The organism is Burkholderia sp. Ed8, assembly GCF_040761425.1.
Taxonomy (GTDB): Bacteria; Pseudomonadota; Gammaproteobacteria; order Burkholderiales; family Burkholderiaceae; genus Burkholderia; species Burkholderia seminalis.
On sequence record NZ_CP142886.1, the window covers coordinates 2909344 to 2934518 of the forward strand.

A 25175-nucleotide genomic window follows, 5' to 3' on the forward strand; every position below is an offset into this window, starting at 1 on the left:
GCAACTATTACGTGAGGCTGCCGCCGGCCGTCTCGCAATAGTTGCTGAGAATGCGGCGCAGCATGCTCTTCAGGAACCCGACTTCTTCCGGCGTAAATCCGTCCAGCACCTGATCGAGCACGCTGCGGAAAATGGGCGGCAGCTGTTCGGCAAGCGCGCGGCCTTCATCGGTCAGTTCGAGGCGGACGACGCGCCGGTCCTCGATGCTGCGCACGCGGGACAGCAGGCCGCGTTTCTCGACCCGGTCGAGCAGGCGCGTGACCGCGCTCGCATCGATCCCGTATTCGCGCGCGAGCTCGGCGGCCGTCGAACACCTGCCGACCGCGATCATGAACAGCATGCTCGCCTGCGTGCCCGTGATGCCGAGCTCTTCCTGCGTGCGTTGCGTGACGAGGTTGGTCATCACCGACTTCACGCGCGACATCAGATAACCGACGCTGTCGTTCATCTGATACGAGGACAGCGACGAGACGGGTGGTTGGGTAGAGGAATCCGGCATAAAACCCTGAAGCTGCAATAGTTGACTAGGCAGCAGTATAGGCACAATTGCTTGCCGCGGCAAATGTTAATCGAACGGCAAAGGGCGCGCTGCGCGGTGCGAAAATCCCTCTCGGGGACAAGGTTTTGCGGTGTGCCGGGCGACGGCGCATTCGATCGCTTCGCCGGTTCACGGGCAGGGCTGGCGGGCCCGGTTTTGTCGCGTCGCGACGTGTCCGTCAGCTCTCGACATTCTCGCGTGCTATAATGTTAGGCTTTCCAAGCTGCAACAGCGCGCGCCCGTGAAAACGAGCGGGCGCGTTTGCGCGTTCAAACGATTTCCAGGTTTCTATGACCCGCGCCCTTCGCAATATCGCCATCATCGCTCACGTCGACCACGGCAAGACGACGCTCGTCGACCAACTGCTTCGCCAGTCCGGCACCTTCCGCGACAACCAGCAAGTCGCCGAGCGTGTGATGGACTCGAACGACATCGAAAAGGAGCGCGGGATCACGATTCTCGCGAAGAACTGCGCGGTCGAATACGAAGGCACGCACGTCAACATCGTCGACACCCCGGGCCACGCGGACTTCGGCGGTGAAGTCGAGCGCGTGCTGTCGATGGTCGACTCGGTGCTGCTGCTGGTCGACGCGGTCGAAGGCCCGATGCCGCAGACCCGCTTCGTCACGAAGAAGGCGCTTGCGCTCGGCCTGAAGCCGATCGTCGTCGTCAACAAGATCGACCGCCCGGGCGCGCGCATCGACTGGGTGATCAACCAGACCTTCGACCTGTTCGACAAGCTCGGCGCGACCGAGGAGCAGCTCGACTTCCCGATCGTCTACGCGTCGGGCCTGAACGGCTACGCGTCGCTCGACCCGGCCGCGCGCGAAGGCGACATGCGCCCGCTGTTCGAGGCGATCCTCGAGCACGTGCCGGTTCGCCCGGCCGATCCGGAAGCGCCGCTGCAGCTCCAGATCACGTCGCTCGACTATTCGACGTACGTCGGCCGGATCGGCGTCGGCCGCATCACGCGCGGCCGCATCAAGCCGGGTCAGCCGGTCGTGATGCGCTTCGGCCCGGAAGGCGACGTGCTGAACCGCAAGATCAACCAGGTGCTGTCGTTCAAGGGCCTTGAGCGCGTGCAGGTCGAATCGGCCGAAGCGGGCGACATCGTGCTGATCAACGGTATTGAAGACGTCGGCATCGGCGCGACGATCTGCGCGGTCGACACGCCGGAAGCGTTGCCGATGATCACCGTCGACGAACCGACGCTGACGATGAACTTCCTCGTCAACTCGTCGCCGCTCGCGGGCCGCGAAGGCAAGTTCGTGACGAGCCGCCAGATCCGCGACCGCCTGATGAAGGAGCTGAACCACAACGTCGCGCTGCGCGTGAAGGACACGGGCGACGAAACGGTGTTCGAAGTGTCGGGCCGCGGCGAGCTGCACCTGACCATTCTCGTCGAGAACATGCGCCGCGAAGGCTACGAGCTGGCCGTGTCGCGTCCGCGCGTCGTGATGCAGGAAATCGACGGCGTGCGTCACGAGCCGTACGAGCTGCTGACGGTCGACGTCGAGGACGAACACCAGGGCGGCGTGATGGAAGAACTCGGCCGCCGCAAGGGCGAAATGCTCGACATGGCGTCGGACGGCCGCGGCCGCACGCGTCTGGAATACAAGATCTCGGCACGTGGCCTGATCGGCTTCCAGAGCGAATTCCTGACGCTCACGCGCGGCACGGGCCTGATGAGCCACATCTTCGATTCGTACGCACCGGTCAAGGACGGCTCGGTCTTCGAGCGCCGCAACGGCGTGCTGATCTCGCAGGACGACGGCGCGGCCGTGGCCTACGCACTGTGGAAGCTGCAGGATCGCGGCCGCATGTTCGTGAAGCCGGGCGACGCGCTGTATGAGGGCATGATCATCGGCATCCACAGCCGCGACAACGACCTCGTCGTGAACCCGATCAAGGGCAAGCAGCTGACCAACGTGCGTGCGTCGGGTACCGACGAAGCCGTGCGTCTCGTGCCGCCGGTCCAGATGTCGCTCGAGTACGCGGTCGAATTCATCGACGACGACGAACTCGTGGAAGTGACGCCGCAGTCGATCCGCCTGCGCAAGCGCTTCCTGAAGGAGCACGAGCGTCGCCGCGCGAGCCGCGAAGGCGCGGTCGACTAAGCGTTCGACCGTTCGCTGCATCACGAAAAAGGCTGCCCGCGGGCAGCCTTTTTCGCATCTGCGCGACGCGCAACCGGATTACCTGCAAAACACTGTTCCCGCGGGTCGTGGCAATCCGGCAAAACCCCGTCGCGCGGTGCTTTCGGGCACATTTCGCCGTGAACTCCGGTATCGGTTCTGTGATATGCTGCGCGCACGCAAGTTTTAGGTCCTTCCAAGCAAGACTTGATTCGCAATCCGCTAAACGGTCAGGCCGTGTCGCGGAAGGTTGAGTAACCCGCTATTTCTCGAGAAGCTCGAAGAAAGGTGAGCGTAAAATGTCAGATGTAATGAAGCAGTTTCAGCTGAACTCCTATCTGTTCGGCGGCAATGCTTCGTACGTTGAAGAACTGTACGATGCATATCTCAACAATCCGGCGTCGGTGCCGGAGAATTGGCGAGAGTATTTCGACGCGCTGCAGAACGTGCCTGCAACGGACGGCTCGAATGCCAATGACGTCGCTCACTTCCCGATCGTCGAATCGTTCGCCGAGCGCGCGAAGGCCAATGCCTTCATCCCGCGCGAAAGCAGCACCAACCTGGCTGCCGCACGCAAGCAGGTTCACGTCCAGTCCCTCATCAGCGCGTATCGCTTCCTTGGCTCGCAATGGGCCAATCTGGATCCCCTGAAGCGCCGCGAACGTCCCGCCATTCCCGAGCTCGAACCCGCGTTCTACGACTTCTCCGAAGGCGATCTCGACCAGACGTACAGCGCAAGCAACCTGTATTTCGGTTTCGACCAGGCTTCGCTGCGCGATATCGTCAAGGGCCTGCGTGACACGTACTGCGGCACGATCGGCGCCGAATACATGTACATCAGCGATCCGGAACAGAAACGCTGGTGGCAGGAGCGCCTGGAGTCGACCCGCGCGACGCCGAACTTCTCGATCGACGAGAAGAAGCACATCCTGAATCGCCTGACGGCCGCCGAAGGCCTCGAGCGTTACCTGCACACCAAGTACGTCGGCCAGAAGCGCTTCTCGCTCGAAGGCGGCGAAAGCTTCATCGCGGCGATGGACGAAGTCGTCCAGCACGCGGGCAAGCGCGGCGTGCAGGAAATCATCATCGGCATGGCCCACCGCGGCCGCCTGAACGTGCTGGTCAACACGCTGGGCAAGATGCCGGCCGACCTGTTCGCCGAATTCGAAGGCAAGCACGTCGACGACCTGCCGGCCGGTGACGTGAAGTACCACAAGGGCTTCTCGTCGGACGTGTCGACGGAAGGCGGCCCGGTCCACCTGTCGCTCGCGTTCAACCCGTCGCACCTCGAAATCGTGAACCCGGTGGTCGAAGGTTCCGCGAAGGCGCGGATGGACCGCCGCGGCGACGAAGACGGCCTGCAGGTGCTGCCGGTGCAGATCCACGGCGACGCGGCCTTCGCGGGCCAGGGCGTCGTGATGGAAACGCTGAACCTCGCGCAGACGCGCGGCTACGGCACGCACGGCACGCTGCACATCGTCATCAACAACCAGATCGGCTTCACGACGTCCGACCCGCGCGATGCGCGCTCGACGCTGTACTGTACCGACGTCGTCAAGATGATCGAGGCGCCGGTGCTGCACGTGAACGGCGACGATCCGGAAGCCGTGATCCTCGCGACGCAGATCGCGATCGACTACCGGATGCAGTTCCACAAGGATGTCGTGATCGACATCGTCTGCTTCCGCAAGCTGGGTCACAACGAGCAGGACACGCCGGCGGTCACGCAGCCGCTGATGTACAAGAAGATCGCGCAGCACCCGGGCACCCGTGCGCTGTACGCCGAGAAGCTCGTGCAGCAGGGCGTGATCACCGCGGAAGACGCCGACAACTACGTGAAGGCGTACCGCAAGGCGATGGACGACGGTCACCACACGGTCGACCCGGTCCTGTCGAACTACAAGAGCAAGTACGCGGTCGACTGGGTGCCGTTCCTGAACCGCAAGTGGACCGATGCTGCCGATACGGCCGTGCCGCTCGCCGAACTGAAGCGCCTCGGCGAACGCATCACGACGGTCCCGGAAAACTTCAAGGTCCACCCGCTCGTCGAGCGCGTGATCAACGACCGCCGCAACATGGCGCGTGGCGACCAGCCGCTCGACTGGGGCATGGGCGAACACCTCGCATTCGCGTCGCTCGTCGCATCGGGCTACTCGGTGCGCCTGACGGGCCAGGACTCGGGCCGCGGCACGTTCACGCACCGTCACGCGGTGCTGCACGACCAGAATCGCGAGCGCTGGAACGACGGTACGTACGTGCCGCTGCAGAACATCGCCGAAGGTCAGGCGAAGTTCACGGTGATCGACTCGGTGCTGTCGGAAGAAGCGGTGCTGGGCTTCGAATACGGTTACTCGACCGCCGAGCCGAACACGCTCGTGCTGTGGGAAGCGCAGTTCGGCGACTTCGTCAACGGCGCGCAGGTCGTGATCGACCAGTTCATCTCGTCGGGCGAAGTGAAGTGGGGCCGCGTGTCGGGCCTCACGATGCTGCTGCCGCACGGCTATGAAGGGCAAGGTCCGGAACACTCGTCGACGCGTATCGAGCGTTTCCTGCAGCTGTGTGCCGATCACAACATGCAGGTCGTTCAGCCGACGACGCCGGCGCAGATTTTCCACCTGCTGCGCCGCCAGATGATCCGCCTGTTCCGCAAGCCGCTGATCGTCGCAACGCCGAAGTCGCTGCTGCGTCACAAGGAAGCCGTGTCGGACCTGTCGGAACTGGCGAAGGGTTCGTTCCAGCCGGTGCTGGGCGAAACCGACGGCGGCATCGACGCGAAGAAGGTCAAGCGCGTGCTGGTGTGCTCGGGCCGCGTGTATTACGACCTCGTCGCACATCGCCGCGAAGCGAAGGCGAACGACGTCGCGATCATCCGTATCGAGCAGCTGTATCCGTTCGCGCACAAGCAGTTCGAAGCCGAAATGAAGAAGTACGAGAACGCGACTGAAGTGGTCTGGGTGCAGGACGAGCCGCAGAACCAGGGCCCCTGGTTCTACGTCGAGCACCATCTGAAGGAAGGCATGAAGGAAGGGCAGAAGCTGGCATACAGCGGCCGTCCGGCTTCGGCCTCGCCGGCGGTTGGCTACTACGCGAAGCACTACGAGCAGCAGAAGGCCCTGATCGAAGGTGCTTTCGGCCGCCTGAAGAGCGCATCGATCGCGAAATAACCGACGGAAGCGAAACGGGAAGGCGCGCGGCGCTTTCCCGTCTCTTCCGGCCTGCCGGGCGCGTGGCGCGCCGCATCGGCCGAAGGAATCGCACGAACCTCGTCATACCCCAGATTAAGCATCCAGGAAAATCACATGGCTATCGTAGAAGTCAAAGTCCCCCAGCTTTCGGAGTCGGTTTCGGAAGCGACCATGCTGCAGTGGAAGAAGAAGCCGGGCGAAGCAGTCGCACAGGACGAAATCCTGATCGAACTCGAGACCGACAAGGTCGTGCTCGAAGTGCCGGCACCGGCAGCGGGCGTGCTCGCGCAAGTGCTGCAGAACGACGGTGACACGGTGGTTGCCGATCAAGTGATCGCGACGATCGACACCGAAGCGAAGGCAGGTGCCGCCGAAGCAGCGGCGGGCGCCGCCGAAGTCAAGCCGGCCGCCGCGCCTGCCGCGGCTGCACCGGCAGCCCAGCCGGCCGCCGCGACGGCATCGAGCTCGGCCGCCGCATCGCCGGCTGCATCGAAGCTGCTGGCCGAGAAGGGCCTGTCGGCGGGCGACGTCGCAGGTTCGGGCCGCGACGGCCGCGTCACGAAGGGCGACGCGCTGGCCGCAGGCAGCGCACCGAAGGCCGCTCCGGCCGCCGCACCGGCCAAGGCCGCTGCCGCGAAGCCGTCGCTGCCGGAAGTGAAGGTGCCGGCGTCGGCAACGACCTGGCTGAACGACCGTCCGGAGCAACGCGTGCCGATGTCGCGCCTGCGTGCGCGTATCGCCGAGCGCCTGCTCGAATCGCAGCAGACCAACGCGATCCTGACGACGTTCAACGAAGTCAACATGGCTCCGGTCATGGAGCTGCGCAACAAGTACAAGGACAAGTTCGAGAAGGAACATGGCGTGAAGCTCGGCTTCATGTCGTTCTTCGTGAAGGCGGCTGTTCACGCGCTGAAGAAGTTCCCGCTCGTGAACGCGTCGATCGACGGTAACGACATCGTCTACCACGGCTACTTCGACATCGGTATCGCCGTCGGCTCGCCGCGCGGCCTCGTGGTGCCGATCCTGCGCAACGCGGACCAGATGAGCCTCGCCGACATCGAAAAGAAGATCGCCGAATTCGGCCAGAAGGCGAAGGACGGCAAGCTGTCGATCGAGGAAATGACGGGCGGTACGTTCTCGATCTCGAACGGCGGCGTGTTCGGCTCGATGCTGTCGACGCCGATCATCAACCCGCCGCAGTCGGCCATCCTCGGCGTGCACGCGACGAAGGAGCGTCCGGTCGTCGAGAACGGCCAGATCGTGATCCGTCCGATCAACTACCTGGCGCTGTCGTACGACCACCGCATCATCGACGGTCGCGAAGCCGTGCTGTCGCTCGTCGCGATGAAGGATGCGCTGGAAGATCCGGCACGCCTGCTGCTCGACCTGTAAGCCGAGTCTCACTGCATCGACCCGCTCCGCGGGTTCGCGCACACGCGTGAACCCGCGGGCGTACAAGTAGAAAGGATTGTCATGTCCAAGGAATTTGACGTCGTCGTGATCGGCGCCGGCCCCGGCGGCTACATCGCCGCGATTCGCGCCGCGCAGCTCGGCAAGACCGTTGCCTGTATCGAGAAGTGGAAGAACCCGGCCGGCGCGCTGAAGCTCGGCGGCACCTGCCTGAACGTCGGCTGCATTCCGTCGAAGGCGCTGCTCGCCTCGTCGGAAGAGTTCGAGAACGCGTCGCATCACCTGGTCGACCACGGCATCACGGTCGACGGCGTGAAGATCGACGTCGCGAAGATGCTCGGCCGCAAGGATGCGATCGTCGAGAAAATGACGAGCGGGATCGAGTTCCTGTTCAAGAAGAACAAGATCACCTGGCTGAAGGGCCATGGCAAGTTCACCGGCAAGACCGACGCCGGCGTGCAGATCGAAGTGAGCGGCGAGGGTGAAACCGAAGTCGTCACCGCGAAGAACGTGATCATCGCGACGGGCTCGAAGGCGCGTCACCTGCCGGGCATCTCGGTCGACAACAAGATCGTGTCGGACAACGAAGGTGCGCTGACGTTCGACTCGGTGCCGAAGAAGCTCGCCGTGATCGGCGCAGGCGTGATCGGCCTCGAGCTCGGCTCGGTGTGGCGTCGCCTCGGTGCCGAAGTGACGGTGCTCGAAGCGCTGCCGGCATTCCTCGGCGCCGCCGACGAAGCGCTCGCGAAGGAAGCGGCCAAGCTGTTCAAGAAGCAAGGTCTCGACATCCATCTCGGCGTGAAGATCGGCGAAGTGAAGACGACCGCGAACGGCGTGTCGATCGCCTACACCGACAAGGACGGCAACGCGCAGACGCTCGACGCCGACCGCCTGATCGTGTCGGTCGGCCGTGTGCCGAACACCGACAACCTCGGCCTCGAGGCGATCGGCCTGAAGGCGAACGAGCGCGGCTTCATCGACGTGGACGACCACTGCCGTACGGCGGTGCCGAACGTGTACGCGATCGGCGACGTAGTGCGCGGCCCGATGCTCGCGCACAAGGCGGAAGACGAAGGCGTGCTGGTCGCGGAAGTGATCGACGGCCAGAAGCCGCACATCGACTACAACTGCGTTCCGTGGGTGATCTACACGTACCCGGAAATCGCGTGGGTCGGCAAGACGGAGCAGCAGCTGAAGGCGGAAGGCCGCGAGATCAAGTCGGGCAAGTTCCCGTTCTCGATCAACGGCCGCGCACTCGGCATGAACGCGCCGGACGGTTTCGTGAAGATGATCGCGGATGCGAAGACCGACGAGCTGCTCGGCGTGCACGTGATCGGCGCGAACGCGTCGGACCTGATCGCGGAAGCGGTGGTGGCGATGGAATTCAAGGCGGCGTCGGAAGACATCGCCCGCATCTGCCATCCGCACCCGTCGATGTCGGAAGTGATGCGCGAAGCGGCGCTCGCCGTCGACAAGCGCTCGCTGAACAGCTGAGCATGGTGTAGCGCCTGTCGGCCATCGGCCGGCGCAGCCGTCTCTTGACGAAGGCGGGCGGGGTTTCCCGCTCGCCTTCGTTCTTTCCGGTTTGCCCGATGAACGTCACCGAATACTACACGCGCGAACTGACCACGCGCGGCTATCAGTCCGATCCCGCCCAGCGCGCGGCCGTCGATCGCCTGCAGCGTTGCTTCGACGAGTGGGTCGAATACAAGGCGCGCCGCTCGAACGCGTTCAAGAAGCTGATCAATCACCCGGATCTCCCGCGCGGCGTCTACATGTGGGGCGGGGTGGGCCGCGGCAAGAGCTTCCTGATGGACAGCTTCTACGCCGTCGTGCCCGTGCAGCGCAAGACGCGCCTGCATTTCCACGAGTTCATGCGCGAAGTGCACCGCGAGCTCGAGGAACTGAAAGGGCAGGCCGATCCGCTCGACGAACTCGCGCGGCGCATCGCGAAGCGCTACCGGCTGATCTGCTTCGACGAATTCCACGTGTCGGACATCGCGGACGCGATGATCCTGTACCGTCTGCTCGACCGCCTGTTCAACAACGGCGTGCAGTTCGTGATGACGTCCAACTACGATCCCGACGACCTGTATCCGGACGGCCTGCATCGCGACCGCATGCTGCCGGCGATCGCGCTGATCAAGGACAAGCTCGACGTGCTGAACGTCGACGCGGGCGTCGACTATCGCCAGCGCACGCTCGCGCAGGTGAAGATGTATCACACGCCGCTCGGCGCGGACGCCGATCGCGAACTGCGTCATGCGTTCGGCAAGCTCGCGGCGGTACCCGACGAAAGCCCGATCCTGCATATCGAGAAGCGCGAGCTGAAGGCGCTGCGCAAGGCGGACGGCGTCGTCTGGTTCGACTTCGCGACGCTGTGCGGCGGCCCGCGATCACAGAACGACTATCTCGAGCTGGCGAGCCGCTTCCATGCGATCGTGTTGTCCGAGGTGCCGCAGATGTCGCCGCGGATGGCGTCGGAGGCGCGACGCTTCACGTGGCTCATCGACGTGCTGTACGACCACAAGGTCAAGCTGCTGATGTCGGCGGCGGTGCCGGCGGAGGCGTTGTACGTCGAAGGCCCGATGGCCAACGAATTCGCGCGCACGGTGTCGCGAATCGTCGAGATGCAGTCGAAGGAGTATCTCGAAACGCCGCGTCGTATCGTCGATACGTCGCTGACCTGATTGCGTCGTCCGGGTAATCGACGGGATTCAAACGTCAATTCCGGTCAAATTCGCGCAATCTCGGGGTATTTTCGGATTTGTCTTATATTCATCGTTGAGGTGAGCCGATATCGTTGTGTCATGGTTACCAAGGCTGGAGATGTCCATGACACCGTATCGCGATCTGACCGACCACGAGTGGCGCTGCGTTGCGCCGCTTCTGCCCGAAATGCAGCCGCGCACCGAGTTGCGCGGTCGTCCGTTAGCCAATACGCGCGCCGTCCTGAACGGCGTGCTTTGGGTGATCTACAGCGGCGCAACGTGGTCTGCCATACCGCGCCGTTACCCGTCGTATCAAACTTGCCATCGCCGCTTCAAGGTCTGGCACGAGACGGGCACGCTGTTGAACGTGATGCGTGAACTCTATGGCGATTCGGGCGTGAATCTGTGCAATGAATTGTCCGCACGGATGCGCAAGCACACGCAATCGAAGGCGGCGGAGGCGCGTAGCAATGCGGTACCCGCGTATCGCACACCGGGCGCCTACGCGCCCGACTCGCTGAAGCACGCGGCGTGATGCGGATCGGTTTCCGTCACGCCCGCACCCAAAGAAAATCGGCCTGACGACTTCGTCGCAGGCCGATTTTTCATTGCGCCGCGCGAGTCGGCAGCGTGCTGCGTTATTGCTGGCGAACCCAGGTCTGCGACCGGCCGAGCAGCGATACGCCGATGTAACCGCGCACCACGAGTTTCTGGCCGCCGTCTTCAAGCGTCATCTTGCACTTGTAGACCTTGCCGTTTTCCGGGTCGAGGATGTTGCCGCCGTCCCAGTGGTCGCCTTCCTTCTTCATCGCCTTGATGATCGTCATGCCCTTGATGAGCTGATCCTTGCGCTCGTCCGTGCAGGCGGTGCAGCGGCGATCGGGCGTATCGTTCGCGCCGAGGCCCTTGACGACCTTGCCCGTCAGCGCACCGTCGCCGTCTTCGGCGATCTGCACGAGTGCCTTCGGCTGATGGGTGTTGTCGTCGATCGTCTGCCACATGCCGATGGGGCTGTCGGCCTGTGCGAACGTGGGGGCTGCGCAGGCGAGCAGCGCACCGGCAACGGCGATTGCACGCAACGGGCGGGTCAGTTGAATCATTGTCATCCTCCTTGTTTTGCATGTCGTGTTCATTCGCCCGCACGACCGTCTGCATGGGGCGGGCATGTTGCGAGCTTCGCCAGAATACGTGAAACCGCGTGCCACGTTTGATAGAGGGGACTCTAATCGAAACAGCCCGCATGACGCGGGCTGTTTGGTGTCCGATCAGTTGAGCTGATACGAGAAGGCCGCGTTGATGCGCGGGCTGCGCGACGCGCTTTCGACGGGTGCGTCGCCGATCGGCTTCGCGACGTTCAGGTCGAGACTGTAGAAGCGGCTGTCCGTGAATCGCACGCCGATGCCGACCGACGACATGCGGCTCGGTGACGGCGTGCCCGAGTGCAGGTATACGCGCGCCATGTCGTACGCGACGTACGGCGTGATCGATTTCAGATATGTCCAGCCCGGCGTGAAGCCGCGATTGACCTCCAGCGACATCCCCCAGCCCGAGTCGCCCGACGTTTCGCCGGGCTGGTAGCCGAGCGCGTAGCGCGTCGAGCCGAACGAGATCTGTTCGGAGGTCGGTAGCGAGTCGGGACTGTATTGACCGGTCAGCGAAACCGACGTCCCGATTCGGAACGGCCATTCGTTGGTTTGCGTGACAGTCGCGCCGGTGCGGAGGAAGGTCAGCGAAGTCGGGCTGTCCACCGAGGTCGTCGTCGTGCCGACGGTGATGTCCTGCGACTTCGACGCGCCGAGAATGTTGAAACCCTTCGCGACGTTGACGCTCAGCTTCTGGACCTGCTTCGGCTGGACGCTCGTGTAGTCGAGCTGCATCTGCAGCACGCGGACCTGCGAGCGCGTATCGAGGCTCGCACCGTTGATCTGGTTCTGGTAGCGATCCTCGTTGTGCGATGCGTAGCCCGACACGGTGCCGAGCAGGCTGCGCTGATTATTCAACAAGATCGGATAGGATGCCGAAAGACCAAGCTTCTCGTTCTTGACCGTACGCTGCACGTACGACGGCAACCCCGGATTGTCGGTCGGCTTGCCGCGATACGTACTTGCATCGAGGCGCGTGATCAGGCCGCTGCTGCCGACGGGCACCGCGCCGCTGAACGCGAAGTAGGTCTGCTTGTCGCGTCCCGGCGGCGCGAGCGCCGAGATGCTCAGCTGCTCGCCGAATCGCGTGAGGCCGTTTTCGGTCGCGGTGATCAGGCCCTGGACGCCCGGGTGGTTGAAGTCGATGCCGGTGCTGACGTTGAACGGCTTGCGGTCGACCGCGAGTTCGAGCGTCGTGGCGCCGTCGGTGGTTTGCGGCGGCGGGACGTTCGCCTTCACCGTGAGGCCGGGCAGCAGGCCGAACGTGTTGACGTAGCGCTCGAACGTCGCGCGGCGCAGCGGGCGATCGTCGGTGATGTGCGCGGCGATCGCGCGGATCTTCGGTTCCATCGCACCGGGCTTGCCGGTGACCTTGACGTCCGACACGTAGCCTTCGACCACCGTGATGCGCACGACGCCGTTCTCGAACGTCTGCGCGGGAACGAACGCGAACGACAGCGCGTAGCCGCGCTCCTGGTACAGCTTCGTCACGCCGTTCGCGGTTTCGATCAGGTCGCCGATCGTGATGTCCTTGCCGACGAGGGGCGTGAAGCGACGCGAGATTTCCTCGAACGGCACCGACTTCACGCCTTCGACCTGAAACGTCGACGGCGTCAGGTGGCGCGACAGCAGCTCCTGCAGTTGCGGCGCTTGCGGTGCGACCTGCACGGTAACGTTCGGGCCGGTCTTCGGTGCGTTGATCTGCGGAAGGGAGTCGAGCGGGTTACCGCCGACGCGCGATTGTGCATGTGCCGTGCTTGCCGCCGCGACGGCGAGCAGCATCATCCATCTGTCGAGTCTGGATTTCATTGTTCTTCCTCGTAGGCCTTGCTTTTCGTCTTCTTTGTAATGCCGGCGCGCGACACCAGGGTGTCGCGCGCCGCGTGCCGCCATGCCGGTTGTGTATGTACGGCCGCGCCATTCGCTCCGGCTGCGATGGTGCGACCGTCGTCCTTACTTGCCAACGCTACCCAGCGTGCCCAGCAACCCCGTTACCGGTGCCAGCAGGCCCGTCGAACCGCTGCCCGACGATGCCGTACCCGTGACACTGCCGACCAGCGACGTGACCGGCGCGAGCGGGCTCGCACCACCGGATCCTGCTGCACCGCCCACTGCTCCGGTGACAGTATTCAGCAAACCGGTGACGGGCGCGAGAGGGTTTGCACTGCCTGCGCCGCCCGTTGCGCCACCGAGCGTGCCCGTGACCGTCGACACGAGATTCGTGACGGGGGCGAGCGGGCCGCCGCTGCCGCCTGCCGCGCCGCCCAGTGCGCCGGTGACCGTCGACACGAGGCCCGTGACAGGTGCGAGCGGGCCGCTGCCCGAGCCGCCGGTTGCGCCGCCGAGTGCGCCCGTGAGCGAGCCCAGCGGCGTCGAGCCGAGACCGGACAGCAGGCCGCCGAGCGGGTTCGTCGAGCCGGAACCCGACGACGTGCCGTTCTGGACGGTCGCCGTCGAGCCGCCGACGAGGCTCGTGATCAGGCCGGGGATCGGTGCGGCGCCGTTCGGGCCGTTCGGGTTGACGAGGCCGCCCGTGTTGGTCACCGTGTTGCCGACCGCGGTCACGAGCTGACCGACATCGCCGACGAGCGGCTGGCTCGACGTGCCGCCGACTTGCTTGCCCGCCGAGCTGATCGCGCCGCCGATCTGGCCGAGCAGGCCGGAGACGGGTTGGCCGAGGCCGGTCGTCGTGCCGACCTGTTGCGTGACCTGGCCGGCCGTGATCACGAGCGGCGTGATCGCCGAGCTGATCGGTTGCGTGACCTGCTGGACGGCGCCCGACGACAGCGTCGAGCCGATCGTCGTGCCGGCGGCCGTCAGGCCGTTGGCGACCGTGTCGAGCACGGTGCCGACCGGCGTCGTGACGGGGGCGAGCGGCGCGAGCGGACCCGTGCCGAGCGCCTTGACCGTCGAGCTCAGGCCGGACACCGTGTTGCTCGTCGCGCCGACGACATTGCCGAGGCCGGCAACCGTCGTGCCGACCGGATCCTTCGTCGAGCCGATCTGTCCCAGCCCGTTGCTCACGGCATCGGCGGCCGCACCGATGATCGTGCCGGTGCTGGACAGCGTGCTGCCGACACCCTTCGTCACGCCGTCGCCGAGGCCCGGCAGGCTGATGTTGCCGACCGTGCTGCCGAGGTCGCTGGCCGTCTGGCCGACCGTGCTGACGACACCCTTGGTGCCGGTGGACGAGCCACTGGTGCCGCTGGTGCCGGACGTGCCGCTCGTGCTCGGATTGTTGTTGTTATTGCTGCTGCTCGGCGGCGAGCTGACGCCGCCGCCGCCGCACGCGGCCAGCAGGCAGGCCGCGGCGAAGGCGGTGAGGGGCGCACGCCACTGGCGCAGGGCGGCCGTCGTGATGGAACGTTGCTGGGACATGATGGACTCCTCGCTGTCTTTTCGATGAATGGATGTCGGATTACTTGCCGTGCGTGCCGCCGAGCAGGCCGCCGATCAGCGACGTGACAGGCGCGAGCGGGTTCGACGACGAGCCCGAGTTCGTGACCGCACCCGTGCCGCCGCTCAGTGCCGGTACGCCGACCGAGCTGGTGACCGTCGAGACGGCATTCGTCACCGGGGCGAGCGGGCTGCTGCCGCCTGCGCTGCCCGCCACGCCGCCAAGCGCACCCGTGACTGCACCGAGGAGACCCGTGACCGGGGCGAGCGGACCGCCGCTCGTTCCGCCCGTTGCACCGCCGAGCGCACCCGTGACCGTCGAGACGAGACCGGTAACCGGTGCGAGCGGGCCGCTGCCGCCGCCTGCTGCGCCACCGAGTGCGCCGGTGACCGTCGAGACGAGGCCGGTGACCGGTGCAAGCAGGCCGCTGCCGCCGCCTGCTGCGCCACCGAGTGCGCCGGTGACCGTGGAGACGAGGCCGGTGACCGGTGCGAGCGGGCCGCTGCCGCCACCCGTTGCGCCGCCGAGTGCGCCGGTGACCGTGGAGACGAGGCCGGTGACCGGTGCGAGCGGGCCGCTGCCGCCACCCGTTGCGCCGCCGAGTGCGCCGGTAACCGTGGAGACGAGGCCCGTGAGCGGGGCGAGCGGGTTGGTCACGCCGCCGGTGCCGCCCGTGAGCAGGCCGCCGACGGCCTTCACGGTATTGCCCGTCGCCGAGACGGTGTTGCCGAGGCCCGTCGTGACCGGGTTGCCGCCCGTCGACGCGAGCAGTGCGCCGGCCTGGTTCAGCCCGTTGCCGATCGTGCCGAGCAGCGTGTTGACCGGTGCGCCGAGGCCGGTGGCCGTGCCGATCGTCTGGGTCGTCTGGCCGACCATCGTCGTGATCGGCGTGATGGCCGAGCTGACCGTCTGCGTGACTTGCTGGATCGGGCCGGTCGACAGCGCATTGGTGAGGGTCGTGCCGCCGTTCGATACGGCGCCGCCGAGCGTCGACACGAGGCCGCCGACGGCACCCGTGACCGGTGCGAGCGGCGACAGCGGGCCGCTGCCGAGGCTCGTGACCAGTTTGCCGGTGTCCGTGACTGCGCCGCCGAGCTGGTTGACCACGCCCCCCGTGCTGGCGAGCGTGGTGCCGAGCGGATCCTTCGTTGCGCCGAGCTGGCCGAGACCGTTGCCGAGGCCGTTGCCGAGTGCGGTCACCGCGCCGCCGACGCTTTGCACGATGCCGCCTGCGGCTTGCGTGGTGGCCGGGTTGACGCCCGGCAGCGACTGGCTGCCGATGACCGAGCCGAGACCGGAGACGGTACTGCCGACACCCGTGACGATATTGCTGCTGCTTGCGAGGACCTGTCCCACCGCGTTCGACGACACACCCGACGTGCCCGACGTCCCGCTCGTGCCCGAGGTTCCGCTGGTACCGGAGGTGCCGCTCGTGCCCGAGGTTCCGCTGGTACCGGAGGTACCGCTCGTGCCCGAGGTGCCGCTGGTGCCGGAGGTACCGCTCGTGCCCGAGGTGCCGCTCGTGCCGGAGCTGCCGCCACCCGACGTCGAGATCGTGTCACCGCCGCCCGAGCTCGAGCCGCCGCCGAGCCCCTGGCTGATCGAACCGGAACCGCCGCACGCGGAGAGGGAAAGCATGGCTGCAACGGTGGCCGCGATCAGAGTCGTCCGGAACACGCCATGAGGGATAACCTTGATGTCCATTTCTTCCTCGCATTAAAAATGTGTTGTGAACTGCGTTGTGTTGAGTGGTGCGAGGACTACTCTGCAACTGTCGTGCCATTTCGATGCCCGGCAGGTCGACAACCGGTTTTAAACGACGCAATTCCTTGTCGGGAAAGGAAGTCGAGGAGATTGAAAGATTGTTGAATCTGTTTAAGTGCAGATGAATGAGAACGGTTTCGGCCGTTTCGTAACGTAACGTCACAACATTGGCGTTACGCGTGCGGCGTAACGTGGGTGGCGAGCGGGCTTGATGGACGAGGCAATTGTTTTACTGGTGGATTAGGCGTGCACATCTAACCTATCGTAAATCCTATGTGTAAGTCGTACCGAAACGCCGTACAAATACGCTGTGCTCCTGAAGATTTTTTCCGACAGAGTCGTTAAAAGAGGTTGGAACTTAAATAGGATCGGATATAGAATCCGGAGCAGATGTAAGCAAATGTACGGTTCGGTACACAACGTTCGAGGAGGGTCACTATCGCGAATGTTAACTTGCATCAAATTGTGAGCAATGCCCTTCGGGGCGACCTATAAAGAAAGCGCACCCGGTTGTCGTTGCAGCAGATGTGGCGAACGAGCGGGGCAAGGGCCGGATATGCGGGGACGTATACGTATAAAAGGCCAGAAAACGTAAATACAGGCACGAGGAATAAAATGAAAGCAATCATCAAGCGTTTCCTTTCGGAAGAAAACGGGGTTACCGCAGTCGAGTATGGACTCATTGCCGGACTTATCGCAGTCGCTCTCGTCAGTGCCATGTCCACGCTGACGGGTGGCATCTCGGGGGCGTTCAGCTACATCGCGAGCAAGTTGCCGGCGGCATAACGAACGAGCTTTCGCTCAATTCCCTGCTGATAGGGGCGCGGATTGCTTCGGCAATCCGCGTAGGTAAGTTTTGCCGCTCGGGGCGTAAATGATCCTGCTAACTGGCGTCGGGGTTTTCCTCGCGTGGGCGGTACTCGTCGCGCTCGAGGATATTCGTCACAGGCGTATACCGAATTCACTGGTGATCGGTGGGTTCGTGGCTGCATTTGTGCTCTCCGGACACAACCCGTTCGGCATATCGGTAAATCAGGCGCTCGTCGGCGTACTGATTGGCCTCATCAGTCTTTTCCCATTTTTCGTGCTGCGCGTAATGGGTGCTGCGGATGTCAAGGTATTCGCGGTACTGGGCGCGTGGTGTGGTGCCCATGCGCTGTTGTGGCTTTGGATCGTGGCGAGCCTGCTCGCGTTTGCCCATGCCGGCACGCTGATCGTTGCCACCCGTACGCCGGTGTCTGCGCTGTGGCAGCGACGTGCTCCGACGATGGAGATTGCCGGTTTCCGCGCGTCGCCGTATGCCGCCTTTCTCGTGATTCCGGCGGCGTTGTGGTGCGTGTACCGGATCGCGACCGGGGGAATTCAATGACGTTCTCTCGTCTCGCATCAGGAATCCGGCGTCGCGAGCGTGGCGCGACGGCTATTGAATTTGCGTTGATGCTGCCGGTGTTCTTTCTGATCCTGTACGCGATCATCACGTACGGAATGATCTTCGCCGCGCAGCAAAACCTGACGCTTGCGGCAACCGAGGGCGCTCGCGCCGCGCTGAATTATCAGCAGGTTGGGGCGGCTGCGTCGGTGCCGGCGGCGCAGCAAGCCGCGCTTGCGGCGCGGGCGCAGGCCGCCTGCACGGCCGCAACGAACCTCACTACGTGGCTGAAAGGGGCGACATGCACGCCGACGCAGCAAGGTAGCTGTTCATACGACACGACGATGCTGTGCGTGCAGATTACGCTGACCTATCCGTATTCGCAAAACCCGCTGGTCCCGCCGTTTCCGCTGCTCGGCTCGTTGTTGCCGGTGCCGTCGGCGCTCGTCGGAACCGCGATGGTGCAGATCAGCCCGGTCAACATCTTATAGATGGAAGCGATGGTGCCGGGTCGAGAACGCCTGGCCGGCAACGTCGCACGAAGAATTCAATCGTGAGTAGCGGGGAAGCATAACAACACCATGGCCAACAACCTGACGAAGATCATTGCGGGCTTGCTGATCGCGATCGCGGTCCTGCTCGGCGTCTATGCGTGGATGCTCGGCCGCAAGCCGGCCGACGTCGCGCCGGTTGCCGCGACGGTGGCGACGCAAAGCGTGCCCGTCGTTGTGGCGACCCGGCCATTGCAGGCCGGCCAGCCGATTCCGGCCGATGCGTTGAAGATTCAACAGTCGACGGCCGCGCCAAAGGGTGCGTTTGCCGATCCGCTGCAACTGGTTGGCCGCATTCCCGCTGCCGACATTCCCGCGCAGGCGGCCGTCGTTGCAAGCGCACTGTCCTCCGGCCTTGCCGAGCAGATCGCACCGGGAGAACGCGCCGTCGCGATCAAGGTCGACGAGACCAACGCGGTTGGCAACCGAGTGCGGCCCGGCAACTATGTCGACGTGTTCCTGAACCTGAAACGCGATGGGACTGGCGTGGCGATTGGCGGGACGTCGACGGCCGAGATCGTGAATACTCAGGCTCGATTGCTGATGTCGAAGGTCCGCGTGCTGTCGTTTGGCGATGCCACAACCGAGCGGGACAGCTCAAACGGTTCCGTGGTCGGGATACGGACCGCGGTGCTGGCAGTGCCGACCGCGCAGGTGGATGCGCTGACGCTTGCCGAACAGAGCGGCCGGATCGTCCTCGCGCTTCGCAGCCCGCGCGACGACGATGTCGCGACGCAGACCGTCGCGGTCCGTGTGGGTGACGACAAGAGTCCGTCAGCGCTCGCCGCAGCCGGCGTGATGCTGGGTGAGTTGTCGAAGAGCGCGACGGCGCCGGCCCCGCGTGCGGTGGTGCGGGCAGCCACGCGGCATGCGGGCGGTGGCAGCATCGAAGTGATTCGGGGTGGGCGGGCCGAGACGGTCGCCTATTGAGCGGGACGAAGACGACAACCAGAGAAGGGGGGCGGATCGATGCCTCCAAAACAATGAAAAAGAAACTGATTGGATTGGCTATTGCATTGAGCGCGCTGGCAATGCCGCCGCTGTCGGACGCGGCCGACACGAGCGGGACGATCAGCCTTGCGGTCGGCGCACAACGGCAGCTTGCAATGGGGCACACGCTGCAGCGGGTTGCGATTGGTGATCCGTCGGTCGCCGATGTGCTTGTCGTGAAGGGTGGGCGCGGCGGCGTGTTGCTCGTCGCGAAGAATGCCGGGTCGACGAATGTGATGATCTGGGAGCGTGGCCGTGACGAACCGACCGTCTACAACGTGAATGTCACGAGTGGTGCCGCGCGTGCACTGCTTGACGGTGCATCGCCGAGCGTGAATACGTATGGCGGCACGACGGTGATCGGCGGCGCGTCCGGGACCCTCGACGGGCATCAGCGGGCGGTTCATGCAGCGAAGACAGTCAGCGGCAAGGACGGGACGACGCTTGATGCGTCGACGATTTCCGGCAAGAACGTCGTGCAGGTTGACGTGCGTGTCGTTGAATTCAGCCGTTCGGTGCTGAAGCAGGCGGGTCTCAACTTCTTCAAGCAGAGCAACGGTTTTTCGTTCGGTGCATTCGCGCCGACGGGGCTGACGTCGATTACCGGTACGCCGGGCGGCTCGCTTACATACAATACGAACGTGCCGATTTCTTCTGCGTTCAACCTCGTCGTCAACTCGGTGTCGCATGGGCTGTTCGCGGATCTGTCGATTCTTGAGGCGAACAATCTTGCCCGCGTGCTTGCCCAGCCTACGCTTGTCGCGTTGTCCGGCCAGAGTGCGAACTTCCTCGCGGGCGGAGAAATTCCGGTGCCGGTGCCGCAATCGCTCGGCACGATTTCCATCGAGTGGAAACCTTATGGTGTTGGGCTCACTGTCACGCCGACCGTGCTGAACCCGCGGCGGATCGCGCTGAAGGTCGCACCCGAGTCGAGCCAGCTCGACTTCGTGCATTCGATCACGATCAACGGAATCCAGGTGCCCGCGCTGACAACGCGACGTGCGGACACAACCGTCGAACTTGGCGATGGCGAAAGCTTCGTCATCGGCGGCTTGGTCGACCGGGAGACGACGTCCAACGTCAACAAGGTGCCGTTCCTGGGTGATCTGCCCATCATCGGCGCGTTTTTCAAGAATCTGAGTTACCAGCAGAACGACAAGGAACTCGTGATCATCGTTACGCCGCACCTCGTCGCACCGATTGCGCAAGGCGCATCGCTGCCGGCGACGCCGGGCGAACTGTCCGAGCAGCGCGATGCTCCCGTGTGGCGTTCTTATCTGGGCGGCATGGCGTCGCCAGACGCAGGACCGGGGTTCTCGAAATGAGCGCGCCGAGTCGTTACGGGGCAGCGCAGGCCGTCGCGCGCGACGCGATGCCTTGCTTCATTGGGAGTATCCAAGATGAATGCGAGAACCTATTCTTTGGCTGAGCCCGCCGTCACCGACCACTTCGTGTGCGCATCCTCGCTTGTGGAGCATGTGCATTGGCTGTCGCAGTCGCTGGTCTCGGCCGGCGCCGTCGAGGGCGCGCCGCTCGATGGTGCAGCATTGTCGCAGCGCATCGGCGTGTTGAATCCTGCGCTGGTGTTCATCGATTTTTCGGGTGATTGCGCGGCGGCGAGTACGGTTGTCGCCGCGGTACGCGTATCACATCCAGGGGTGCCGGTCGTCGCGCTGGGTTCGCTCGCGCAACCGGAGGGAGCACTCGCCGCGCTGCGCGCGGGCGTGCGCGATTTTGTCGATTTTTCCGCGCCGGCTGACGAGGCGCTGCGGATCACGCGAGTGTTGCTCGACAACGTCGGTGAGCCGGCGAATCGGCACGGGAAGGTCACCGCGTTGCTCGGCGCTCGCGTCGGGATGGGCGTGAGCACGCTGGCCGCGAACCTGTCGGTGTTGATGCAGCGGCGGCCTGCCGATCCCGCACTGACGGCGGCGCTCCTTGATCTCGGATTGCCGGCTGGCGACGGTGCATTGTTCCTGAATACGCGCTGCGAATTCCATTTCGTCGAAGCCGTACGCAACCTGCGTCGAATCGACCGCACGTTCGTGACGACTGCGCTCGCGCGCCATTCGAGTGGTGTTGCACTGACGACGCTCCCGCCGAACCTCGCCGATCTGCGCGAGGTTGCAACGGCGTCGTGCTCGGCATTGCTCAATCGGCTGCGGGCGTTCTTCGATCACCAGATTGTCGATCTCGGCGGGTTCCCGAATCGCGAATTCATCGCGCAGGTCGTGAATCTTGCGGACGAAGCATGGCTCGTGTGCGATCAGGGCGTGGCGTCGGTCGTTTCGGCGGTGGAGATGCTGGACGGGCTGCGCGACGCGGGGGCCGCGACCGAACGGATTCGGCTCGTCGTCAACCAGTTCGACGCAGATCTCGGGCTGATGCCTGCACAGATCGCCGAACGGCTGGAGTTGTCGCTGGTCGCGACGTTACCGTCACGGCGGGTGTCCATCGGGCATGCGGCGAACCAGGGCAAGCTGATTGCGGAAGTCACGGAACGCGATCCGTATGTACGTGCGCTCGGACCGTTGGTCGAGCGCCTCGCGGGTGCGCCGGCGCCGGGAGCGGCACAGCGTGCGGCCGGCGGTCTCTCGGCGCTCAGGCGAATCATTCAATCCTCAACGAAGCGGTCGTAAGTGATGGCACACGACATTCAATTTGCCGACGGCGCAGCGCCGTTCTCGCAAACGCAACAGTTCCACGACATCAAGAATGCCGCTCACGAACATCTGCTCACGCGGATTGAGGAACTGGGCGCCGAATTCGGCCGCTGGTCGCGACAGGCGATCAACCAGTTCGTCGATCTCGAGATCGACAGCTTCGTGCGGCTACGGCGGATCCCGCTCAACGAGAGTGAGGTGCGTGCCGTTGCCGAGGCGCTGACGAAGGAGCTCGCCGGTTTCGGGCCGATCGAAGACCTGCTGGCGGATCCGCACGTCGAAGACATCCTGATCAACGGCTACAACGACATCTACGTGTCACGGCACGGGATCCTGTCGAAGCTGCCGATCCGCTTTACCGACAACGCCCATCTGCTGAGGATCGTGCGACGGATTCTCGCTCCGGTTGGCCGGCGACTCGACGAATCGAATCCGATGGTCGATGCGCGGCTGCCCGACGGCGGCCGTGTCAACGTCGTGATCGAACCGCTGTCGATCGACGGTCCGGTCGTGTCGATCCGTAAGTTCCGCAAGGACCCGCTGAAGCCCGAGGATCTGCTTGGCAACGGCACCTACAACGAAGAAATTGGCCGGTTGCTCGAGGCCGCGGTCGAGGCGCGCTGCAACGTCCTCGTGTCGGGCGGCACCAGTTCGGGCAAGACGTCGCTGCTGAACGCGCTCGCGTTCCATATTCCCATGGCCGAACGCGTCGTGACGATCGAGGATACGGCCGAATTGTCGTTGAATCACCCGCACGTCGTGCGGCTCGAGAGCCGTCCAGGCGGGTTTGACGGCAGCGGCGTCGTGACGATTCGCGACCTGTTGCGAAACACGTTGCGGATGCGGCCGGACCGAATCATCGTCGGCGAAGTGCGCGGCGGCGAAGTGCTCGAAATGCTGCAGGCGATGAATACAGGTCACGACGGATCGATGGGCACCGTGCACGCGAGTTCGCCGCGTGAGTGCCTGTACCGGCTCGAGATGCTTGCCGGTTTCGCCGGTTTTCAGGGTACCGAAGCAAGTCTGCGCCGGCAGATTGCCAATGCGATCGATTTCATCGTACAGATTGGCCGGCTGTCCAACGGTCGTCGGCGCATCCTGTCGATCACCGAAGTCACCGGCATGTCGGACAACATCGTATCGACGCAGGAACTGTATCGCTACGAGGCGCGCGTTACGCCTGAGGGCGACGAGATCGATCATTGGGAGTCGCTCGGCATTCATCCGCATTCGCCGAAGCTTGCACGTTTCCGTAACACGCTGGTGTCGAGCGGCGGCGGGTTCGGCGGCAATTTCGGGCGTGGCGGAGGTTTCAATGTCTAGCGCCACCTTGCTCGCGCTGATGTTCGCGCTGATCTGTGCGGCGGCCGGGTTGCTGCTGTGGCGCGGAAGCCAGGTGCGGGAAGGGCGCGCGCATACGCAACGATTCTTCGACAGCCGGGTGGGCCAGGGCGCACGCACCGAACTGCCGGCCGGCGACGCACGCACCATGCGTACCGCGGCGGCCGGTATGGTGAACGCGCAGGCGTCGGAACAGGGTTTGGCGCGCTGGCGCTCGTTGGTGTTCGACGCGTGGACCGTGCTGTCCGACCGCGCAGGCCTCGATGAAGTGCGCGCCGGCCTTGTGCTGGGGCTCGCGATCATTGCGCTGCTCGCGCTATGGGCCGGCATGGCCGGCGGGATGCTCGCGGCCGCAGCTGCGCTTATTGCGGGCGGGGTGCTTGTCGTCCTGTGGATTACATCGCGTATCAGCCGGCGCCGCCTGAAGATCGTCCGCCAGTTGCCGTCGTTCCTCGACGGGATCGTTCGGCTCGTGACTCTCGGGAACAGCGTACCGGCGGCTTTCCAGTCAGCGCTTCAGACGGCCGAGATGCCGTTGCGCCGTTGCCTCGACGACGTGTCGCAGATGCTGCGCTCTGGCGTCGAGATCGATCGTGCGATGCTGCACATTGCACACACGTACCGGATTCGCGAATTCGAACTGGTCGGTGCTGTGCTGCGTCTGTCGGTTCGCTATGGCGGCCGGGCAGACGTGATGCTCGATCGGATGTCGACGTTCATGCGCGATCTCGAGCAGGCCGAACGCGAGCTGTCCGCGATGTCGGCCGAGACCAGGCTGTCTGCATGGGTGCTGGCGCTGTTGCCGATCGCAGTCGGTAGCTTCGTCATCTCCACGAGCCCGCGCTACTTCACGGCGATGTGGAATGACGACTCCGGGCGCCAACTGATTTATCTGGCGTTTGCGCTGCAGGCGATAGGTGGTTTCTGGCTGTATCGGCTTGCGCGGCTGAGGTGAATCGATGGATGCAAACCGTTTAGGCGCACTGGCGCTGGTGCTCGGATCGGTCGGCGTGTTGCTGCTTGCCGCGCTCGCGATCGTTCGCGTCGTACTCGTGCAGCGTGCCGAGCGTGCGCTGGTGAATGCGCTTGACCGACGGACTGCGGCAATCGAAGCGGCCGCAGCGCGAGCCGGTTCCGCCGAGCCTGCGCGCGATGCGGCAGCACCTGGTGCAGCGCGCGGGCGTTTCGCGGGGCTGCGCGAACGCTTCGAAGACGTCGGGATGCGGTGGCTCGAAACCGGCTTCAGCCGATATCTGATCGCCGACGAGGATCGCCAATTGCTGGATCAGTGCGGTTTTGTCGACGTTCGTGCGAGAGCGCTGTTTGTCAGTGCGCGCATCGTTGGCGCCATCCTGCTGCCGGCGCTCGCCATGTTGGTACTGGTCAGCCGCGGACATGAGGCGCGCTGGCCGCTCTGGATCTCCTTCGCGCTCGTGACCGGCTACATGTTGCCGAAAATTTACGTGCGTCGGCGTGCCACTGCACGCCGACAGAGCATTGCGGCTGAATTGCCGCTGCTTGTCGACATGCTGAGGCTGCTACAGGGTGTCGGTCTGTCGCTCGACCAGAGCATTCAGGTTGTCACGCACGATTTTCAGACCATGCTGCCCGTATTGTCGTGGGAGCTCGGCGTTGCGCAACGGCAGTTCGCGGCCGGACGCACGCGCGAACAATCGCTGCAACGTCTCACGAACAGCTTCGACAACGAGGATCTGCGTGCGATCGTGCGATTGCTGATTCAGGTGGACAAGCACGGCGGCGCGGTGCAGGAGCCGCTGAAGCAGTTTGGCGACCGACTGCGCGAAGGGCGTCGTGCGACGCTGCGGGAGCAGATCGGCCGCCTGACGGTGAAGATGACTGGCGTCATGATTGTCACACTGTTGCCGGCGCTGTTGATCGTTACCGCGGGGCCCGGGATCATGACCGTGCTGTCCGCGCTTGCCGCGTTTCAGCACTGACGCGGCATGAGGGGAAGGAGC

Annotated in this window: 20 protein-coding genes; 15 read left to right on the forward strand and 5 right to left on the reverse strand. The window is 64.3% G+C overall.

Annotated elements, in window-relative coordinates; genetic code table 11:
• Nucleotides 1-7: 7 nt before the first annotated feature.
• A complete protein-coding gene (locus VXM69_RS27280; protein ID WP_367189539.1) occupies nucleotides 8-499 on the reverse strand; it encodes a MarR family winged helix-turn-helix transcriptional regulator in 492 nt (163 codons plus the stop codon).
• Between the two features lie 329 nt (nucleotides 500-828).
• Between VXM69_RS27280 and typA the strand changes: the two genes are divergently transcribed.
• From typA to VXM69_RS27310, 6 genes are all read left to right on the forward strand, one after another.
• Nucleotides 829-2655 (forward strand): translational GTPase TypA, encoded by a 1827-nt coding sequence (gene typA, locus VXM69_RS27285; RefSeq protein ID WP_006490690.1) that lies wholly within the window; start codon nucleotides 829-831, stop codon nucleotides 2653-2655.
• Between the two features lie 317 nt (nucleotides 2656-2972).
• Nucleotides 2973-5837, forward strand: a complete 2865-nt coding sequence (locus tag VXM69_RS27290) for a 2-oxoglutarate dehydrogenase E1 component (RefSeq protein ID WP_034190136.1) — start codon at nucleotides 2973-2975, stop codon at nucleotides 5835-5837.
• Between the two features lie 135 nt (nucleotides 5838-5972).
• A complete protein-coding gene (gene odhB / locus VXM69_RS27295) occupies nucleotides 5973-7250 on the forward strand; it encodes a 2-oxoglutarate dehydrogenase complex dihydrolipoyllysine-residue succinyltransferase (RefSeq protein WP_034190135.1) in 1278 nt (425 codons plus the stop codon).
• A gap of 81 nt (nucleotides 7251-7331) precedes the next feature.
• Nucleotides 7332-8762, forward strand: coding sequence for a dihydrolipoyl dehydrogenase (gene lpdA, locus VXM69_RS27300; protein ID WP_367189541.1), 1431 nt, complete (start codon nucleotides 7332-7334; stop codon nucleotides 8760-8762).
• A gap of 98 nt (nucleotides 8763-8860) precedes the next feature.
• Nucleotides 8861-9958, forward strand: a complete 1098-nt coding sequence (zapE, locus tag VXM69_RS27305) for a cell division protein ZapE (RefSeq protein WP_034190133.1) — start codon at nucleotides 8861-8863, stop codon at nucleotides 9956-9958.
• 115 nt (nucleotides 9959-10073) lie between these two features.
• On the forward strand, nucleotides 10074-10514 hold the full coding sequence (locus tag VXM69_RS27310) for a transposase (protein ID WP_124608013.1): 441 nt from the start codon (nucleotides 10074-10076) through the stop codon (nucleotides 10512-10514).
• 103 nt (nucleotides 10515-10617) lie between these two features.
• Here the strand turns inward: VXM69_RS27310 and VXM69_RS27315 are convergent, their stop codons facing one another.
• The 4 genes from VXM69_RS27315 to VXM69_RS27330 form a co-directional block, all read right to left on the reverse strand.
• Nucleotides 10618-11079 (reverse strand): DUF2147 domain-containing protein, encoded by a 462-nt coding sequence (locus tag VXM69_RS27315; RefSeq protein ID WP_034190131.1) that lies wholly within the window; start codon nucleotides 11077-11079, stop codon nucleotides 10618-10620.
• 165 nt (nucleotides 11080-11244) lie between these two features.
• Complete coding sequence (locus VXM69_RS27320) at nucleotides 11245-12930, reverse strand: ShlB/FhaC/HecB family hemolysin secretion/activation protein (RefSeq protein WP_367189542.1); 1686 nt, start codon at nucleotides 12928-12930, stop codon at nucleotides 11245-11247.
• Between the two features lie 144 nt (nucleotides 12931-13074).
• The gene (locus VXM69_RS27325) at nucleotides 13075-14499 is read right to left on the reverse strand and encodes a collagen-like triple helix repeat-containing protein (protein ID WP_059557824.1); all 1425 of its coding nucleotides are present in this window, start codon (nucleotides 14497-14499) and stop codon (nucleotides 13075-13077) included.
• Nucleotides 14500-14539: 40 nt separating this feature from the next.
• Nucleotides 14540-16222 carry a collagen-like triple helix repeat-containing protein gene (locus VXM69_RS27330; protein ID WP_367189543.1) on the reverse strand — a complete coding sequence of 561 codons (1683 nt, stop codon included), beginning with the start codon at nucleotides 16220-16222 and terminating at the stop codon, nucleotides 14540-14542.
• A 675-nt stretch (nucleotides 16223-16897) separates the two neighbouring features.
• Here VXM69_RS27330 and VXM69_RS27335 point away from each other — a divergent pair.
• The 9 genes from VXM69_RS27335 (at nucleotide 16898) to VXM69_RS27375 (ending at nucleotide 25154) form a co-directional block, all read left to right on the forward strand.
• A complete protein-coding gene (locus tag VXM69_RS27335) occupies nucleotides 16898-17068 on the forward strand; it encodes a Flp family type IVb pilin (RefSeq protein ID WP_049032155.1) in 171 nt (56 codons plus the stop codon).
• Nucleotides 17069-17156: 88 nt separating this feature from the next.
• Nucleotides 17157-17651 (forward strand): prepilin peptidase, encoded by a 495-nt coding sequence (locus VXM69_RS27340; protein WP_049032156.1) that lies wholly within the window; start codon nucleotides 17157-17159, stop codon nucleotides 17649-17651.
• On the forward strand, nucleotides 17648-18142 hold the full coding sequence (locus tag VXM69_RS27345) for a TadE/TadG family type IV pilus assembly protein (protein WP_049032157.1): 495 nt from the start codon (nucleotides 17648-17650) through the stop codon (nucleotides 18140-18142). The genes VXM69_RS27340 and VXM69_RS27345 overlap by 4 nt, the downstream gene beginning before the upstream one ends.
• Before the next feature lie 90 nt (nucleotides 18143-18232).
• Nucleotides 18233-19132 (forward strand): Flp pilus assembly protein CpaB, encoded by a 900-nt coding sequence (cpaB, locus tag VXM69_RS27350; RefSeq protein ID WP_049032158.1) that lies wholly within the window; start codon nucleotides 18233-18235, stop codon nucleotides 19130-19132.
• A 53-nt stretch (nucleotides 19133-19185) separates the two neighbouring features.
• Nucleotides 19186-20517: a type II and III secretion system protein family protein gene (locus VXM69_RS27355; protein ID WP_124669120.1), complete on the forward strand. Its 1332-nt coding sequence runs from the start codon at nucleotides 19186-19188 to the stop codon at nucleotides 20515-20517.
• Between the two features lie 75 nt (nucleotides 20518-20592).
• Complete coding sequence (locus tag VXM69_RS27360; protein ID WP_367189544.1) at nucleotides 20593-21831, forward strand: fimbrial protein; 1239 nt, start codon at nucleotides 20593-20595, stop codon at nucleotides 21829-21831.
• A 3-nt stretch (nucleotides 21832-21834) separates the two neighbouring features.
• Nucleotides 21835-23178 (forward strand): CpaF family protein, encoded by a 1344-nt coding sequence (locus VXM69_RS27365; RefSeq protein ID WP_049029455.1) that lies wholly within the window; start codon nucleotides 21835-21837, stop codon nucleotides 23176-23178.
• On the forward strand, nucleotides 23171-24151 hold the full coding sequence (locus tag VXM69_RS27370; RefSeq protein ID WP_124669118.1) for a type II secretion system F family protein: 981 nt from the start codon (nucleotides 23171-23173) through the stop codon (nucleotides 24149-24151). The genes VXM69_RS27365 and VXM69_RS27370 overlap by 8 nt, the downstream gene beginning before the upstream one ends.
• A 4-nt stretch (nucleotides 24152-24155) precedes the next feature.
• Nucleotides 24156-25154, forward strand: coding sequence for a type II secretion system F family protein (locus VXM69_RS27375; protein ID WP_367189545.1), 999 nt, complete (start codon nucleotides 24156-24158; stop codon nucleotides 25152-25154).
• Nucleotides 25155-25175 lie beyond the last annotated feature (21 nt).

What these genes read in the sequence shown, in the direction of transcription:
- VXM69_RS27280 (WP_367189539.1), bottom strand. Translation starts at nt 499, where the DNA reads ATGCCGGATTCCTCTACCCAACCACCCGTCTCGTCGCTGTCCTCGTAT.
- typA (WP_006490690.1), top strand. Translation starts at nt 829, where the DNA reads ATGACCCGCGCCCTTCGCAATATCGCCATCATCGCTCACGTCGACCAC.
- VXM69_RS27290 (WP_034190136.1), top strand. Translation starts at nt 2,973, where the DNA reads ATGTCAGATGTAATGAAGCAGTTTCAGCTGAACTCCTATCTGTTCGGC.
- odhB (WP_034190135.1), top strand. Translation starts at nt 5,973, where the DNA reads ATGGCTATCGTAGAAGTCAAAGTCCCCCAGCTTTCGGAGTCGGTTTCG.
- lpdA (WP_367189541.1), top strand. Translation starts at nt 7,332, where the DNA reads ATGTCCAAGGAATTTGACGTCGTCGTGATCGGCGCCGGCCCCGGCGGC.
- zapE (WP_034190133.1), top strand. Translation starts at nt 8,861, where the DNA reads ATGAACGTCACCGAATACTACACGCGCGAACTGACCACGCGCGGCTAT.
- VXM69_RS27315 (WP_034190131.1), bottom strand. Translation starts at nt 11,079, where the DNA reads ATGATTCAACTGACCCGCCCGTTGCGTGCAATCGCCGTTGCCGGTGCG.
- VXM69_RS27320 (WP_367189542.1), bottom strand. Translation starts at nt 12,930, where the DNA reads ATGAAATCCAGACTCGACAGATGGATGATGCTGCTCGCCGTCGCGGCG.
- VXM69_RS27325 (WP_059557824.1), bottom strand. Translation starts at nt 14,499, where the DNA reads ATGTCCCAGCAACGTTCCATCACGACGGCCGCCCTGCGCCAGTGGCGT.
- VXM69_RS27330 (WP_367189543.1), bottom strand. Translation starts at nt 16,222, where the DNA reads ATGGACATCAAGGTTATCCCTCATGGCGTGTTCCGGACGACTCTGATC.
- VXM69_RS27335 (WP_049032155.1), top strand. Translation starts at nt 16,898, where the DNA reads ATGAAAGCAATCATCAAGCGTTTCCTTTCGGAAGAAAACGGGGTTACC.
- VXM69_RS27340 (WP_049032156.1), top strand. Translation starts at nt 17,157, where the DNA reads ATGATCCTGCTAACTGGCGTCGGGGTTTTCCTCGCGTGGGCGGTACTC.
- VXM69_RS27345 (WP_049032157.1), top strand. Translation starts at nt 17,648, where the DNA reads ATGACGTTCTCTCGTCTCGCATCAGGAATCCGGCGTCGCGAGCGTGGC.
- cpaB (WP_049032158.1), top strand. Translation starts at nt 18,233, where the DNA reads ATGGCCAACAACCTGACGAAGATCATTGCGGGCTTGCTGATCGCGATC.
- VXM69_RS27355 (WP_124669120.1), top strand. Translation starts at nt 19,186, where the DNA reads ATGAAAAAGAAACTGATTGGATTGGCTATTGCATTGAGCGCGCTGGCA.
- VXM69_RS27360 (WP_367189544.1), top strand. Translation starts at nt 20,593, where the DNA reads ATGAATGCGAGAACCTATTCTTTGGCTGAGCCCGCCGTCACCGACCAC.
- VXM69_RS27365 (WP_049029455.1), top strand. Translation starts at nt 21,835, where the DNA reads ATGGCACACGACATTCAATTTGCCGACGGCGCAGCGCCGTTCTCGCAA.
- VXM69_RS27370 (WP_124669118.1), top strand. Translation starts at nt 23,171, where the DNA reads ATGTCTAGCGCCACCTTGCTCGCGCTGATGTTCGCGCTGATCTGTGCG.
- VXM69_RS27375 (WP_367189545.1), top strand. Translation starts at nt 24,156, where the DNA reads ATGGATGCAAACCGTTTAGGCGCACTGGCGCTGGTGCTCGGATCGGTC.